Source organism: Psychrobacter pygoscelis, assembly GCF_004335015.1.
Lineage (GTDB): Bacteria > Pseudomonadota > Gammaproteobacteria > Pseudomonadales > Moraxellaceae > Psychrobacter > Psychrobacter pygoscelis.
Genome location: NZ_RQRU01000001.1, coordinates 407,386 through 423,860 on the forward strand (window position 1 = coordinate 407,386; position 16,475 = coordinate 423,860).

The window sequence follows — 16,475 nt, forward strand, 5'->3', positions numbered from 1 at the left end:
TTAATTCGTTATCGTTAGATTATCGAGAATTCAGCATCAAGCCAACAATAATAAGCATAATATAAAAATAAAACCCATAAATTTGCAAATTTATGGGTTCATTGAGCGGCATAGACTGTTATTGAGTGGCTATTTTTTCTTAGTCTTAACTAAGTTACTCTCGTCTATATCGGGTCCAGAGCTATCTAAAGACCCTGCTAAATAATTGCCAGAAGCCAGCTGAATCTGAGCCTGAGTATCTTGCTCAGCGCGCTGTCGCGTTTTTTCCATACTAGACTCAATAGCGCCGCGCAGCAATTGCCAGATAAAGCCAATAAACAAACCAGCTACCGTTACTACCAATATTGGTAGCGCATTGGCAATCGCACCAGGGATGTCTTTCATCATTACCGCATAGACGACACCGATACTAGCAGGCGCTAAAAGACTTGAGTCGCCAAGGGCTGTACCAGGGGCAAATAAGATAGCAAATAGTACTACCCAACTAATACCCCCCAAAGGCCGCGGCATTAAACGCGCTACTAATAACCATAGTAGCAATACGATAATACTACCACCGATATAAGCGTACATTGGTAGCTCAGCGGATGGCACACCCTCGACCATGTGACTCCACCAAACAACGATATTGCCTAGCCAGTCACTGATCGTTTCTAGCGGTAGGTTTTGTAACAGTTTTTTGAACCAATCCATGAGCGCTCAGACAACCAAAAATGAGAATTATAAAGGGGTAAAACAACTTCGGTAAATGTATCAAAGTCATTAGCCAATAGGGTGAAGCTAAATCAGTAGCTGACTAAACCTCCCCTTAGAACTGAACTACCTAGTGGAGTATAGCGCTAGTTTACCACGCTAGCCGCTATAATCGAAGCAGACTAAAGCAAACTTAAAAGTCCAATAATCAACACTTACAATTACACTAATAACTGCCTATTAAAGCACTACTGACAGAAGAGCAAGGTAGATTCGCTTTTATACATGCGCCCTAATCATAACGTTTATCTTGTTCCGCTTTAACACGATTATTCGCCTGTCGAACCAAGATATCTTGCGGCGGTGCTTGTACGAAATAGCCTTGAGACGCCAGCTTCTCTATCACTTCTTCCTTGTCCACTCGCGCAAGCTTTGGCGTCGACGCCAGATCTAGATGCATGAGGAACTGACCCACCCCTAAGCTTGACCTTAGCTCTTTTGGCAGTACGCCAAGCCAGTCAGTCAAGGTTTCGGCATCATCAGGATAGCCGGGCCTGGCAATATAGACATACATCTCTTCGTGTTTAGGAAATTTATAAATATCGCAGTGCATAGCAGACCTTAATAGAGTCATTTGGTTCAATTGAATATGACAGCGTGCTACTCACAGTGTAAGCAGCACGCTCAATTATAGCGTGATGCGGCTATCATGACACGCTTACTGTGACCGGAGACTGGTATTATAAGTGCGATACTGACGTTGTAGTTGCAACATGAGCAACACTGATAGTACCAGTATTTTTCACTCAACCTAAAGCTCGTATGGCCGGCACAGTACGGTTAACTTTAGTGTTATTAAGCATTAATAATGGCGCATAGCTTAGCATAATTGGGAGCTACGTCAGTCGGCAAAATGTTTTTTTGCAGCACTTATTGTAGCTCTTGTACCAGCTTGCTAAGCGCGTTTAGTGCTTGATACTGATCTAGTCAGTATTAATAATAAAGTCAATCTCATCTACTACCAGCTGCTATAGCGACTTAGTTAGAAAGTTGTGCGCCACTCAGTAGCGAATTTATTTGCACTTTACAATAGAACACACTTAGGATAAATATAGATTAAGAAAATACCGATAATCGGTCGTTATTTGTACTTGTAAATCACGTCGTTACCTTTCATAATAAATGCGTCTCTCAGGAGAGCGTGCATCGTGTAAAGATATTATTGTCCCTAAGCGGCAATGAGCGTTATCTTCACCATGATTGTCACCACCGAAGGCGCATTCACCCTGTCAATCGCTCAGGTAAATGGACTGAAAGACTCATTAATCTATACGTGAGCTGTCACTGTTGAGGTATTACTCAGTGGTCAGCCGCGACTTGATAGTAATGAAAATTCTGGAGAGCGATAAGTCGTCACTGGCTTATCCACCGAAGGGGCAAAGATAAGGCTGCGTAGTCAACGGATCGATTACAGTAATGGCAGTGTTATCGAAAATCTCAGGTTTAAGGACAGAAAGGGCAAATAAAATTGCAACTATAGTGAAGGGCAAACTAATAATGACGCCCTTGCTATGATTGCGACTTTGTTTGCCTTTTTTTGTGGGCAAATTTTGCATGATTATTTGTGCAAGCATAAATTTATACCATCGTAAAAGCTGTTACAGCCCTTAATCAGTGCTAATTGGTATTTTTACTCGTTTATACTTTGCCCTTTATACTAGACATATTTTCACCAACAAGGATAGCCCATGACCACATCAACGCCCAAGCGTACGCCCTTTTATTCAGCCCACCTAGAAGCCAATGGCAAAATGGTCGACTTCTCTGGCTGGGAGCTGCCCATTAATTATGGCTCACAAATCGAAGAGCACGAAGCCGTGCGCAGCGATGCTGGGATGTTTGATGTCTCGCACATGGTCGTCACCGACATTCAGGGCGCTGACGCTAAGGCATGGCTACAAAAGCTACTGGCTAATGATGTCGCCAAACTCAAATCAGTAGGCAAAGCCCTGTACTCTGGGATGCTTAATGACAATGGCGGTGTCATTGATGATTTGATCGTCTACCGCATGAATGAGGCTGAGACTGAGTATAGGATTGTCTCTAATGCTGCCACTCGCGATAAGGATTTGGCGCAGTTTAGCAAAGTCGCTGACGACTTTGAGGTGACCCTAACTGAGCGTCCGGAGCTGGCCATGATTGCCGTTCAAGGACCTAATGCCATCGCTAAATTAAAAGAAGCCAAGCCAAACTGGGCTGAGACGCTAGACGGCCTAAAGCCATTCGTCGGTGCTGACATTAGCCAGATCGAAGCTAATGCAGATAAAGGCGATTGGTTCGTCGCGCGTACAGGTTACACAGGCGAGGATGGTGTCGAAGTTATCTTGCATGAAGACAATGCCTGCGAGTTTTTTGCGCTACTGCAGCAGCATGATATCAAGCCTGCCGGCCTAGGTGCGCGTGATACTCTGCGTATGGAAGCTGGTATGAACCTCTATGGTCATGATATGGATGAGACGATTAGCCCTTATGAATGCGGTATGGCGTGGACATTGGCACTAAAAGACGATCGCGACTTTATCGGTCGTGAGGCGCTGATTGAAAAGCGCCAACAGGCCAAAGAAGCCGGTACAGCGATGAAGCAAGTCGGACTACTGCTAGAGTCTCGCGGTGTGCTGCGTGAAGGGATGGAAGTCATCATTAATGCTGAGAATCAGGATACTGAGAGCCAATCTGGGATCATTACCAGTGGCACTTTCTCCCCTACCCTTAAGCAGTCCATCGCTATTGCCCGAATTCCTGCAGACGTCAGTGACGAGGCAATCGTTCAAGTCGACCTTCGCGGTAAAGGGAAGTTCGTCGAAGTTCGCGTAATTAAGCTGCCTTTTGTCCGAAACGGTCAAAAGCAATTTGCTTAGTAGCACAATGAACAATAATGACCAGTCTGAACTGAGTAGTAGACGAACTTAAGTTTTATTCACTAAGATTTTACATTTTATTTTGCTACTATCTAGAGGTTTGTATTGAGGTGACCTGTCAACCTTGAGTCATACCCATAAGATGCTGACCAGTTAGCGCCAATAGGCAGTAGCTTTTTTCAGTATTTTGCCCGTTATTTTGCTTTTATAGGAGAGTTTTATGAGCCACATTCCCGCAGAACTAAAGTACATGGCCAGTCACGAATGGCTACGTCTAGAAGATGATGGTAGCGTCACTGTCGGTATTACCGAGCACGCTCAGGACTTACTGGGCGATATCGTCTATGTAGAGCTACCTGAAGTTGGTGACACTGTGGTCGCGGAAGACGAAATCGCCGTTGTTGAGTCAGTCAAAGCTGCCTCAGATGTCTATGCGCCATTGACTGGTGAGATTATCGCTATTAATGAAGAGCTAGAAGATACTCCTGAGACCATCAACTCTGACCCTTATGGTGATGGTTGGTTCTTTAGAATTCGTCCTGACAATATTGATGACTTTGAAGCGCTTATGAGTGCTGAAGAGTATCAAAACGAGCTTTAATCGTTTGTTCTACAGAGTAAGGTTTCGATGCAGGAACGTATCCTGCATCGAAACTGACTGAACTGACAGCGTGGTATGCGCTTACTTAAGCTATCTAAACCTGCCATGATTATTCAGGTGGTCGGTTAGCATTGCTGCTCGGTTCTCCATCCTATGCTGCGTCTAGTCTGCATCTGACTTTCGCTTAATTGTCATTTACAGCGCCCTTCTTTACGTAGCATTACCAATTATTCTGGAGTCCCTCATGAGTCAAGCCAAAGCACAAGCTAAGCTGCATACTGATAGTCAGCCTACTATCGCCACCCCTTCTCATACCCCACATCTTGAAGCATTTAAGCAGGTCGTTGAGTCGCGCCGCTCGGTACGTAAGTTTACCGACACGCCTATTCCAGATGATGTCTTACGCGACTGCTTGAGGCTTGCTATGTTGGCACCAAACTCGAGCAATCTTCAGCCGTGGGAGTTTTATGTCATCGATTCAGAAAAAATGCGCCATCGTGCCAATAAGATATGTATGAATCAAAACGCTGCGAAAACAGCGGCTCGGCTGATAGCTGTTGTCGCTCGGACGGACAATTGGCTCGCTCACTCCCAGCAGCTATTGCGTGAGTTCCCAATTAAGCCGGTGCCCAAGAAGGTCAAGGACTATTACACTAAAGTGGTGCCATTAGACTTCATTCGTGGCCCTATTAATGTCCTCTCCGCTGCTAAATGGGGCGTGATCCAGACGCTGCGTCAAGTAAAAGGTCCGATTAAGTCGCCCTACTACACCTTTGATGATGTCAAAAACTGGGCCACCAATAATACGGCTCTTGCCGCCGAAAATTTAATGCTTGCCCTTAGAGCTCATGGTTTTGACAGCTGTCCTATGGGCGGATTAGATGAGCCAGCACTCAAGAAGCTGTTGAATTTAGGGGATGATCATCACGTAGTGATGATGATTGGCGCTGGCGAGCGCGCTGACAATGGTATCTATCATGAGCAGTTCCGCTTTGATTATGACCAACATGTCAAGCACGTTTAAACCATCTGAGCCTGTCGAATCAACATTTTTGTTAGCCCCTAAATTGTGACTTGATCAATTAATTGGCTTAGATAAGCCCGATGTTATTAATTTTACAATTGTGATTTATGTGTATGGTCTCATACCCTGACGCCTTATCCATAACCGTTACACCTTGACGTCTATTTATGCTGCTAACGGCAAGAGCGCCTTAGCTTTTCTTAACAGCTATTCGTTACTCTTATTTATTACCATCTTAAAGTTGTCATCTTTATTGTTAACCAGAGGACTGTTATGACCAATCAAGCTAAGCCTGTTTCATCTACCTTTAACGATCTATTCAATGAGGCCGAATTTATCCACCGTCATCTTGGCTCAGATGCTACTGAACAGGCCGAGCTACTAAAAGCGGTCGGTTATGATGATATGGACAGCTTTATTAATGATACCGTCCCAGCGCCGGTACGTATGAATAAGGCCCTGGATTTGCCTGATTCTATAAGTGAGCATGCTGCCCTTGCCAAGCTTCGGGCGATGGCAGACGATATTACCGTTAATAAATGTTATATCGGTCAAGGCTACTCACCCGTACGTATGCCTGCTGTCATTCAGCGCAATGTCCTAGAGAACCCCGGCTGGTACACTGCGTATACGCCTTATCAAGCAGAGATCTCTCAAGGCCGCTTAGAGGCGCTACTGAATTTCCAGCAAGTCTGTATTGATCTGACAGGTCTGGAGCTTGCCGGTGCTTCTCTTCTTGATGAAGCAACCGCTGCTGCCGAAGCCATGGCCATGGCTAAGCGCGTCAGCAAGAGTAAATCTACCCAGTTCTTCGTCGATGAGCGTACTTATCCGCAGACTTTGGACGTGATTCAAACCCGTGCTAAATATTTTGGTTGGGAGGTTGTCGTTGGCGACTTTGAGACGGCCAAGTCTGGAGATTATTTCGGTGCGCTTTTCCAGTATGTAGGGCGTGAAGGCGATGTCATCGACCTAACTGAGGTGATTAATGCGGTAAAAGAAAACAAGGCTTATGCGATTGTCGCCAGCGACATTATGAGTCTGGTGCTGCTTAAGTCGCCAGCAGATATGGGGGCAGATGTGGCACTAGGCAGTACCCAGCGCTTTGGTATCCCAATGGGCTTTGGTGGGCCACATGCCGCGTACTTCGCCTTTAGTGATAAGGCCAAACGCTCTGCTCCTGGTCGTATCATTGGCGTCTCAAAAGATGCTCAAGGCAATACTGCCCTACGTATGGCGCTACAAACTCGTGAGCAACATATCCGCCGCGAAAAAGCCAACTCAAACATCTGCACCTCGCAAGTACTGCTGGCCAATCTTGCAGGTATGTACGCTGTCTATCATGGTCCAGAGGGCTTAAAACGTATCGCCACGCGTATTCACGCCATGGCGACAGCTTTTGCCGAGGTGATTAGCAGTGCTGATAGTGAATTATCGGTGGTGCATTCGCAGTTTTTTGATACCGTTCTAGTCGACTGTGGCAGCAAAAAATTGACCACACAAATCTTTGAAAATGCTGAAAATGTTGGTTATAACCTGTGGCGTATCAGCGATACCAAGCTGGCCATCGCCTTTAGTGAGACCAGTGACAACGCTGACTTTGAAATCTTGACCCAGTTATTTGTTAATAAATCCCATAGCCTTCCTACTGAGGCAAAGGTATCGCTTGTTGATAGCCAGCTACGATCAGATGCCATCTTGAGCCATCCCGTATTTAACTCGCATCATACCGAGCATGAGATGCTACGCTACTTAAAGTCGCTTGAGGATAAGGACTTGGCGATGAACCGTAGCATGATCTCACTGGGCAGCTGTACGATGAAGCTCAATGCCACTAGCGAGATGCTACCCATCACTTGGAATGAGTTTGCCAATGTGCATCCCTTTGCACCGCGTGAGCAAGTCACTGGCTACATCGCAATGATCGAGAGTCTACAGCAGCAGCTCAAGGCCATCACTGGCTTTGACGATATCTCAATGCAGCCAAACTCTGGCGCTTCTGGAGAGTATGCGGGTCTACTCGCTATCCGCCGCTATCACGAGTCTCTCGGTCAGTCACAGCGCAATGTCTGCCTTATTCCGCGCTCCGCTCACGGTACTAACCCAGCGACAGCGCAGATGATGGGCATGAAAGTCATCGTCGTCGATACCGATGACAATGGCAATGTGGACGTAGAGGACTTAAAGGCCAAATGCGAAGCCAACAGTGAGCACTTAGGTGCATTAATGATTACCTACCCCTCTACTCACGGCGTCTTTGAAGCGGGTATCCGTGATATCTGTGACCTTATCCACAAGCATGGTGGTCAGGTCTATATGGACGGTGCTAATATGAATGCTCAAGTGGGTATCATGCAGCCAGCGGAAGTTGGGGCAGATGTACTACATATGAACCTTCACAAGACTTTCTGTATTCCGCATGGCGGCGGTGGCCCGGGCATGGGACCTATCGGCATGAAGTCGCACTTAGCACCATTTAAGGCCAACCATAGCGTCAGCGCGGTTCACAATGCACCTAAAGACTTGACGGCAGTCGCTGCTGCGCCATATGGCTCTGCTAGTATCTTGCCTATCTCATGGATGTACATCACCATGATGGGCCGTGATGGCTTGCTAGAAGCCACCAAGCTGGCACTATTGAACGCTAACTACGTAGCAAGCCAGCTTAAAGATGACTATCCTGTCCTGTATACAGGCAATAATGGCCGCGTCGCTCATGAGTGTATCATCGATATCCGTCCCCTTAAAGAAGAGACAGGTATTACCGAAGCCGATATCGCTAAGCGCTTAATGGATTACGGCTTCCACGCACCGACCATGAGCTTTCCTGTGGCGGGTACCTTAATGATTGAGCCAACTGAGTCTGAGTCTAAAGAAGAGCTAGACCGCTTTATCTCTGCGCTCAAATCAATCAAACAAGAAGCGCTTAAAGTTAAAGACGGTAGCGATGGCTGGACTCTGGAAGACAACCCATTGGTCAATGCGCCGCATACAGCCTTTGTCATTACTGATAGTGAGTGGTCGCATCCGTATAGCCGTGACACCGCAGCCTTCCCACTCGACTACATTCGTGCCCATAAATTCTGGCCGTCTGTTGGCCGTATCGATGATGTCTATGGCGATAAGAATTTGATGTGCAGCTGCCCTAGTATCGACAACTATGTGTAGGCTATGTGTAGATGTGTAGATACTAAGCCTGTTAGTTTGCTACTTAACTTTTCAGTAGCGTCACTATCTTAAAGAATAAACCCCCAAATCAGCGCTTGATTTGGGGGTTTTTGTTTGCTTAACTAGAGCGTACTCTCAATTAGCTCATAAGGCTTAAGATGAGAGATATTTTTGTCAATTATCGGAAATTTTGCAGAGAATACAGATATATTGTCTAAAAATTTGTAAAGACTGGCCCAGTTACTAAACGCTACAGCCATTTTAAGTCCATTAAAAATCAGCTTAGTAAATAAGCACACGCCCTAGCATAAGCAATTAGAGAAAATCGTATTGAATAGCAATAAGTTAACCGAAAAGCCTTTAGTAGTACTAATCCATGGGCTGCATCAACGGGCTTGGATTATGCGGCCATTAGCCAGATACCTACAAGCTAGGGGTTATCTAACCTATGAGCTAGACTATCGCAGCCTGAGAGATGCCATCTGTGAGCACAGCAAGCGACTCAATGAATGGCTGACTCTTCATCACCGCCCTGAGCAGCCAATTCACATGGTCGGGCATAGCCTCGGCGGTCTGGTGATTCGCGACTTCATACACCGCTATCCTCAGTGGCAGATAAGCCACTGCGTCACTTTAGGCACGCCGCACATTGGCAGTACTAGCGCAGACTACATCAAAAAACTCATCTCGCCACTTGTCGGTCATGCCTACCGTGAAGGACTAGATGGCCATACTGCCCCGCTGCCCGATAATATCTGCTTAGGGGTAATCGCAGGGAACTCGCCATATGGTCTGGGCCAGCTTATCTTAAGCTATCATAACCGCCGCGCGAAACTGCCAAAAAGTCGCTGTGAGCATGATGGTACGGTCTACGTCTTCGAGACACGTCTACCCAATGCCGCCGACCATATTGTCCTGCCTGTCTCGCATACGGGTATGTTGGTCAATCAGGAGGTGGCAGTACAGACGCATCATTTTTTGCAGCATGGTAAATTTAACAAGGGATAGTGAGAAGGCCGTTTTCACTTTCTGTTTTCTCAATATGTTGCATAAGCCAAAGCTGGAGTCGATAAAGATAGGCTAGCCACTCTTTATGGCTAATACTGCCACTCAACCTTGATGAAGTACCCCTTATTCATTGCTATTCTCAAGTCCCATTCCCGCTTGCAGCGCTTCTTTATGCGACTCAATGAGTGGAATTAATGTCTCCATAACCCAAGCCTTGCGCCAGCCCTTAAGGCCTTGTGGCAAATCATCTAGAGGCAAGTCATAGGCCACCACTTCATACAGCTGCGACAGCCACTTTTTGCGCATTAGCACATTAGCAGGTACGCCCGTCTCTTGCTCATAATCCTCGACTGCTTTTTGTACCGCTTTAGAGATGGTTTTATCTTTGGATCGGTACGGGGCTAATATTTGGGGAGGCTGCTCTTCCCTAGTGAGCGCGCGCGCATTATTAATGACGCTCAAGAGCTCTTCGCCATATAACCTGAGCATACTGCGGTGCATGGATGTCTTATAAGTAAGCTGCTTCATGGTGGTCGGCAGCTCAGTCACTACATCACGGACGGCTTGCTTTTTTAGGATAAATGTCTTGGGCTGGTTGGTGGCGCGCGCCAGTGCCTCACGCCAAGCTGAGACCGCTTGCAATACCGCGAGCTGCTGCCCCGTATAACGAAAGTCTGCCATTGCTAAATAGGTAGCATCGTCTTCTATATTTGCCGCCTCATATAACTCTTTGGCATAAAGCTGGCAGTCCTCAGTCACTTTATCGACGAGGCCTTTTTTAATTAGCTGCTGCTGCAAGATATCGTATAGACTGAGCAGATAGCGCACATCATCAATAGCATATTGCTCTTGGTCATGACTCAGCGGGCGCGCTAGCCAATCTGACTGACTCTCACCTTTTGCGACTTCAATCGCCAGCTCCTCGCTAAGCGCCTGTTGATAACCCATCTGTAGCTGCCCCGTCAGATAAGATAGCGCAATCTGGGTATCAAACACATTGTCCAAAGCTGAGCACTCGGACAGTAAATAAAAAATACCCAAGTCCTCACCACAAGCATGCCAAATCATCAATGGCATCTCTTCTAACACCACCCAAAACTCAGTTAAGTCCAGCTTTGGCGCATCAATCAAATAAATATTATCACCAGTATTAATTTGAACCAGCGCCAGCTTAGGATAGTAGGTATCACGCTTAATAAATTCAGTATCAAGGGCGATACGTTCGCAGCTTTCGAGATCATCTAGGCAGGCTTCTAGACTATCAAAGTCAGTCACCCAGTGTACCGGCAGACTTTGGGAGGCCTGCAGAGTATCGATAATAGCTTGTGGATTATCTACTTTGTCAGGGTCGTAGAGACTTGTGGTTTTTTCTGTCATTGTGGATTCTTATAGTTAGGGTTCTAGATGTTGATAGTTATGCTAGGTTGTGAGCGCCACTTTAAATTACGACCTTTACAGTTATTCATCCTAGGTATGACATAACCACTCAGCGCACTTTTATGGCCCCTTAATGGACTCAAATCGCTAGTCGTTTATTTATAAGTTATCAATAGCGACCGCTGAATAAGCAGGGCGTTTAAGATGAGTGACGCATTTTAAATAAACGAGCGGTTTTGCATCGCCTGTGATAGGGTCATACTGTCTAGATATTCTAGCTCACCGCCCATAGGAATACCTTGGGCAATACGAGTGATCTTACTAACATGGCTCTTGGCAGCTTCAGAGATAAAATGGGCAGTAGTCTGACCTTCGACAGTCGTCCCTGTCGCTAGTATTAGCTCCTCGACAGGCTCTTGTTTCAAGCGCCCAATGAGCTGGTCAATATTGAGATCATCAGCGTTGATACCATCAAGCGGTGAGAGGTGCCCGCCTAATACAAAATAGCGACCGCGAAAGCCGGCAGTCTGCTCTATCGCCATGACATCGGCAGCGGTCTCTACCACACACAGCAAGGCATCATCTCGGCGTGGGTCTTGGCAGATAGGGCAAACTTCATCGTCACTAAAAGAGTGACAACGGCGACATTCTATAATGTCGTGCATGGCCACATCTAGCGCTTGCGCTAAGGCAATACCTTGCGGGCGCTTTTGCGTGAGTAGATGCAGCGCCATTCGCTGCGCGGTCTTTTGACCCACACCGGGCAATACTCGAAGCTGCTTTACTAATGTATCAAACTTTTGAGTCAGCAATGGATATCCTTACCAATTACAATTTATCAATCTAAACGTTATGATGGCTAGCGAATCTAAACAGCTACTTGGATGATTTGGATTATTTAGCCAAAGCCGCACTGAGCGGCGCGGTTAAATCAGCATATAGCAATTGCTTATTTAGTCTAGTAAGTTCATTATAAAAACGATACAGCAGTACTGGGATGATTTTTTATAGCCTCTATCCGCACAGACATAGCAAGCCAAAATAACTTGTACCAGTCCAGAATCATAATACAGAGACTCTATTTTATTTAGCAGCGACTATAATCAATGATAGTAACAGCTAACGGTATCGTCACTCATGACATGACCTGTTAAAACTTTAGCGAAGAATAGCGGGCAAAAAAAGAGTGGTATTGTATCAATAACAACCCACTCTTTTAAACGTTGCCGTCTTTACTTGGCCTTATCTTCGCTTAATAGCTAATATCTTGGCGCACCAAGATAATTTCAAGTCAAAACTCTAGGAAATACTGACAAGACCCTTTTTAAAATAGCCGTGAGCTTCGTGACGTTCCATTAGTCAGCTCAGGCCATATAAGATGGTATTGGTCGTATCAATTTAGAAAACTTGCTATTAACCGAACAGACCTTGCATGCTAGGTGGTAGTCCCATACCGCTAGTCGCATTAGCCATAGTGGTCTCAGATAGCTCGTCTGCCTGACGAACCGCATCATTGATCGCCGCTGCAATCAAGTCTTCAATCATATCAGGCTCATCTTCAAGTAAGCTTGGATCAATACTTAGACGCTTGACCACATGACGGCCAGTCATGGTCACTTTGACCAAGCCACTACCCGCTTCAGCATGAACTTCTTTATTGGCAAGCTCTTTTTTTGCCTTTTCGACATTGACTTCAACTTGCTTTTGCATGTTTTGAGCTTGTTGCATTAATGCTTGAATATTCATATTTATCCTTGGAAATATTGGCTTTATTCGTAAGATTTAATAGCGAAATAAAATAAAAGTATATCTCGCTATTATACCTGTATCTCTAGAGCGTGTCTAAACCGCGCGCCAGATCAGCGATAATATCATCCACATCCTCTAGACCTACCGAGAGTCTAATAAGGCCGTCACCCACGCCAGCTGCAATCCTATCTTCAGGTTTTAATCTAAAGTGTGTCGTCGTGGCGGGATGGGTCACTGTGGTCTTAGCATCACCCAAATTATTGGTAATAGACACCATCTGCGTACTATCAATGACATGCCAAGCAGCTTCTTTTTCTGACTTGCCGTCGCCCTTAACCTCAAAGCCCATAATAGCGCCAAAGCAATCTTCTCGGTAGTGTTGACGCTTGGCAAGCTCATGGGCAGGATGATCACTAAGACCTGAGAAATGCACTCGGCTTACCTTAGGATGATCTGCTAAAAATCTAGCGACCTTATTGGCATTAGCACAGTGTTCTTTCATTCTCAAGGTCAAAGTCTCTAGACCCTTAGTGAATACCCAAGCGTTGAAGGGACTCATACTGATACCGCCTGAGCGCACGACCGTAAAGGCTTGCTGCATTAGCTCATCACTACCAACCAACGCCCCACCAAGTACACGGCCTTGACCATCGATATATTTAGTCGCTGAGTGAATCACAATATCAGCACCGAAGTCTAACGGCTTTTGGATGGCAGGCGTGGCAAAGCAGTTATCGACGATAAATAACGCCCCATGCTGATGGGCAAGCTCACTCAAAAATGTCATGTCCGCTATCTGGCCTAGAGGATTACTCGGACTCTCGCAGTAGATCACTCGAGTATTATCCTGAACCGCTGCTGCCCAAGCGTCATTATCGAAGCAGTCCACATAGCTGACCTCGACGCCATATTTAACAAAATAATTATTAAATAGACCAATAGAAGAGCCAAATAGCTGCTTGGCAGCCAGCAGATGGTCACCGGCTTTAAGATAAGCCAAGCACATGGTCAATATTGCTCCCATACCTGATGCCGTCGCGACTGCTCGCTCGCCACCTTCAAGTACAGCCAAGCGCCGCTCAAAAGTTCGCACGCTAGGATTGGTATGCCGAGAATAAACGTTGCCTTGTTTGCTACCATTAAAGTGCGCTGCGGCATCTGCTGCCGATTGATAGACATAAGAGCTGGTCGTAAAGATAGCTTCAGAGTGCTCGCCCTCATCAGTCCGGTGCTGCCCTGCTCTGACTGACAACGTCTGCATTGCATAACCTGCGGTTAAATCTAAAGCATCGTTTTGCCAATTGCTATCTACAACGCCTTGCGCAGCGCTGTTTTGAGTATCATTATTACTTTGAGTATCAGAAGATTGGGTCATTATCACCCCTTAACAAATTAAAAAATAAAGTTGTATCTTAAATAAGAAAAAGAACTTTAGCAGTTTTTTATGGTAACCGCTTACTCTATAACGTCATTGTGACATTCTATTTTAGAAAGCTGAACTTATAAAGTCCGCTTAGATCAGCCATTTAAAACCTATCTTAAACAGTTGAACAGACTGGACATTATCTGATATCAGTCATCGGAATTGGCTTATGGCCGTTATAGCCTGGCCAAAATTAAGCGGCCACACTTTCTGCAATGCCTGTGATAATCGTCTGGCGGCTTTGTAGCTACTAGGAGTTTGCACTCCATACAGTACTCGATAGTACCCACTCATAGCCCTATATGAACCGTAGAGAAATTTTTAACGGTATTTTAAAAAATTGCGTGTAAAATATAAGTCTTTTTCAGCATAAGCAGCTGGCTATTTATGCCCATACTGGGCCGTAAATTACCTCATATTTCTTGCCGGATTTTATTCAGCGCCGTAGATTAACCAGTAACTTGAGCCACCAGTAACATGAAGCGCAGAGTTGACCACAACTGTGACGTGAGCCGATAAGCTGCCGCCTACAAATAAAATACTGGCACTATACTGGGTAAACGATATCGCTATTGAAGGTGTTGTACCATGACCAAGCTAAGTCTTCGCTCGACCTACTACCGCTATTTAGTCATGACAGCGGTATTTATTATGCCGCTTGCTGGCTGTCAGCACCTACCTACTGTGGCGCACTTGCCAGCCAGTCAAGCTTTAAACGAGCGTATCGCAGCGATATATCAATCAAAGCCACCTTTAGATAACAATCAAACCGCAGATAACGGTTTAGCGGTGCAAATAGAGCGTCAGCTAAAGACGGAAAATGGCTTGGCGACAAAACCAACAGCAGCGCCGGCGATGTCTGAGGCGCTAGCAAATTATGATTTGGCCGCATCAATCAGTGAGCAAAATGAGATTCATCCTGACTTATCGGGCTACCACCCTCTAGTCACTGGTGCCAACGCCTTCGCTGCCAGAAGCATTCTGACCGGTATGGCGAAAAAGCATATCGACGTCCAATACTATATCTGGCATAACGATCAGGCAGGTCAACTATTATTAAAAGACTTGTGGGAAGCGGCGGAGCGCGGAGTTATGGTCCGCCTGTTGCTCGATGATTTTAATAATAGCGCCAAGTTTGATCAGCATCTCATTCGCTTTGCAAGCCACCCTAATATTGCTGTTCGCATTATTAATCCGCTAATGCACCGCAAATTTCAAACGCTGAACTACATCACGGGTCTACCACGTATCAATCGGCGAATGCATAACAAAAGCATGACCTTCGATAGGCAAATCACCATCATCGGTGGTCGTAACATTGGCAATGAATACCTTAGTAATGATCAAAATAGCCAATTTGCAGACCTCGATGTGCTACTTATTGGCCGCGTGGTCGATGACATTAGTAATAGTTTTAACAGCTATTGGTCATCCAATCTTGCTTACGATATTGAGACGTTAGTATCGCCAAGCACAAATAAAGACTTTCTTACCTCGTTAGACAAGATCAATGGCGATGAAAACAGTGAGCCTCGTAGCAGCTTATCCCTGTATAAAGCGGCGATTGAAGACTCAAGTATCGATACGGATCTAATTAATAAGCATGTGCCGTTTCGCTGGACAGATATGCACTTCTTGAGTGATGACGTAGGCAAGCTTAGTAATACAGCTGCCCCTAGCACCCATCTCGTGCACCAACTACGTACCCTACTCGGCACTCCGAACGATAAGCTTACTATCATCTCCTCTTATTTTGTCCCCACCAAAGATGGGGTTGCGGCACTGGTAAAACTTGCCAATAAAGGGGTAAAAATCCGTATCTTAACCAACTCCTTTCATGCTACTGATGTCACGGCAGTGCATTCAGGCTATAGCCAGTGGCGACCAGTGCTGCTAAAAGCGGGTATCAAAATCTATGAGCTAAAAGCGACGGCCTCAGAAGAGGATAGAGAAAATAAGCTTTGGCGCGCCCGCAGCCAGTCTTCGACCAGCTTGCACGCCAAGACCTTCGCTGTTGATGACCATCAAGTCTTCATCGGCTCATATAATGTCGATCCCCGCTCTGCAAATATCAACACTGAGATGGGAGTGGTCATTAACGACAGCGAACTTGCCAGTCAGTTACATAAGGCCTTAGATGACAGCTTACTCACTCAGGCTTATGAAGTATTATTGACCGATCAGGGCAAACTACAATGGAAAACCATAGAAAATAGTAAGGTCGTGGTTTATGACAGCGAGCCTAAACTTGAATGGTCTGATCATATCTGGTTAAGCATCATGTCTTGGCTGCCTATCGACTGGCTGTTATAGACCACCCAATCATATTGGACGTTATTTTATATTTTATTATTTTTTATTTAAAAATTAGTGGTTTAGCTACGAAAGCAAACTTACTATAATAGAGCTTATACATAAAATTACTCGACAAACTAAATAATATCACGACAAAAATATATTCGTATCTAGGTAACTGAGTTAATTATCTTATTTATCAAATATATCAGTTTATAG

At 45.5% G+C, this 16,475-nt stretch carries 12 protein-coding genes and 2 riboswitches; of the genes, 6 read left to right on the forward strand and 6 right to left on the reverse strand.

Going from position 1 to position 16,475, the window contains the following annotated elements; translation table 11 throughout:
• Window positions 1-129 precede the first annotated feature (129 nt).
• Entirely contained in the window at window positions 130-693 is a 564-nt protein-coding gene (locus tag EGV92_RS01670) for a hypothetical protein (RefSeq protein WP_207401721.1), read from the reverse strand.
• A 292-nt stretch (window positions 694-985) separates the two neighbouring features.
• Window positions 986-1,306, reverse strand: a complete 321-nt coding sequence (locus EGV92_RS01675; protein WP_131667477.1) for a YcgL domain-containing protein — start codon at window positions 1,304-1,306, stop codon at window positions 986-988.
• A gap of 569 nt (window positions 1,307-1,875) precedes the next feature.
• Window positions 1,876-2,016, forward strand: a riboswitch (glycine riboswitch).
• A 62-nt stretch (window positions 2,017-2,078) separates the two neighbouring features.
• Window positions 2,079-2,216: riboswitch (glycine riboswitch) on the forward strand.
• A gap of 225 nt (window positions 2,217-2,441) precedes the next feature.
• On the opposite strand from EGV92_RS01675, the gene gcvT reads away from it, so the two are divergent.
• From gcvT to EGV92_RS01700, 5 genes are all read left to right on the forward strand, one after another.
• Window positions 2,442-3,611 carry a glycine cleavage system aminomethyltransferase GcvT gene (gene gcvT / locus EGV92_RS01680; protein WP_131667478.1) on the forward strand — a complete coding sequence of 390 codons (1,170 nt, stop codon included), beginning with the start codon at window positions 2,442-2,444 and terminating at the stop codon, window positions 3,609-3,611.
• A gap of 220 nt (window positions 3,612-3,831) precedes the next feature.
• The gene (gene gcvH / locus EGV92_RS01685) at window positions 3,832-4,212 is read left to right on the forward strand and encodes a glycine cleavage system protein GcvH (protein ID WP_131667479.1); all 381 of its coding nucleotides are present in this window, start codon (window positions 3,832-3,834) and stop codon (window positions 4,210-4,212) included.
• A 244-nt stretch (window positions 4,213-4,456) separates the two neighbouring features.
• Window positions 4,457-5,236 carry a nitroreductase family protein gene (locus EGV92_RS01690; protein ID WP_131667480.1) on the forward strand — a complete coding sequence of 260 codons (780 nt, stop codon included), beginning with the start codon at window positions 4,457-4,459 and terminating at the stop codon, window positions 5,234-5,236.
• 273 nt (window positions 5,237-5,509) lie between these two features.
• Window positions 5,510-8,404 carry an aminomethyl-transferring glycine dehydrogenase gene (gene gcvP, locus EGV92_RS01695; protein ID WP_131667481.1) on the forward strand — a complete coding sequence of 965 codons (2,895 nt, stop codon included), beginning with the start codon at window positions 5,510-5,512 and terminating at the stop codon, window positions 8,402-8,404.
• A 330-nt stretch (window positions 8,405-8,734) separates the two neighbouring features.
• The gene (locus EGV92_RS01700; protein WP_278248240.1) at window positions 8,735-9,412 is read left to right on the forward strand and encodes an esterase/lipase family protein; all 678 of its coding nucleotides are present in this window, start codon (window positions 8,735-8,737) and stop codon (window positions 9,410-9,412) included.
• 123 nt (window positions 9,413-9,535) lie between these two features.
• Here EGV92_RS01700 and EGV92_RS01705 read toward each other — a convergent pair whose 3' ends face one another.
• The 4 genes from EGV92_RS01705 to EGV92_RS01720 form a co-directional block, all read right to left on the reverse strand.
• Window positions 9,536-10,789, reverse strand: a complete 1,254-nt coding sequence (locus tag EGV92_RS01705) for a ribonuclease D (protein WP_131667482.1) — start codon at window positions 10,787-10,789, stop codon at window positions 9,536-9,538.
• 218 nt (window positions 10,790-11,007) lie between these two features.
• Window positions 11,008-11,601: a recombination mediator RecR gene (recR, locus tag EGV92_RS01710; protein ID WP_131667483.1), complete on the reverse strand. Its 594-nt coding sequence runs from the start codon at window positions 11,599-11,601 to the stop codon at window positions 11,008-11,010.
• Between the two features lie 601 nt (window positions 11,602-12,202).
• Complete coding sequence (locus EGV92_RS01715; protein ID WP_131667484.1) at window positions 12,203-12,535, reverse strand: YbaB/EbfC family nucleoid-associated protein; 333 nt, start codon at window positions 12,533-12,535, stop codon at window positions 12,203-12,205.
• An 85-nt stretch (window positions 12,536-12,620) separates the two neighbouring features.
• Window positions 12,621-13,799 (reverse strand): O-succinylhomoserine sulfhydrylase, encoded by a 1,179-nt coding sequence (locus tag EGV92_RS01720; protein ID WP_242678609.1) that lies wholly within the window; start codon window positions 13,797-13,799, stop codon window positions 12,621-12,623.
• 750 nt (window positions 13,800-14,549) lie between these two features.
• Between EGV92_RS01720 and EGV92_RS01725 the strand changes: the two genes are divergently transcribed.
• Window positions 14,550-16,274, forward strand: coding sequence for a phospholipase D family protein (locus tag EGV92_RS01725; protein WP_131667486.1), 1,725 nt, complete (start codon window positions 14,550-14,552; stop codon window positions 16,272-16,274).
• Window positions 16,275-16,475: the final 201 nt, after the last annotated feature.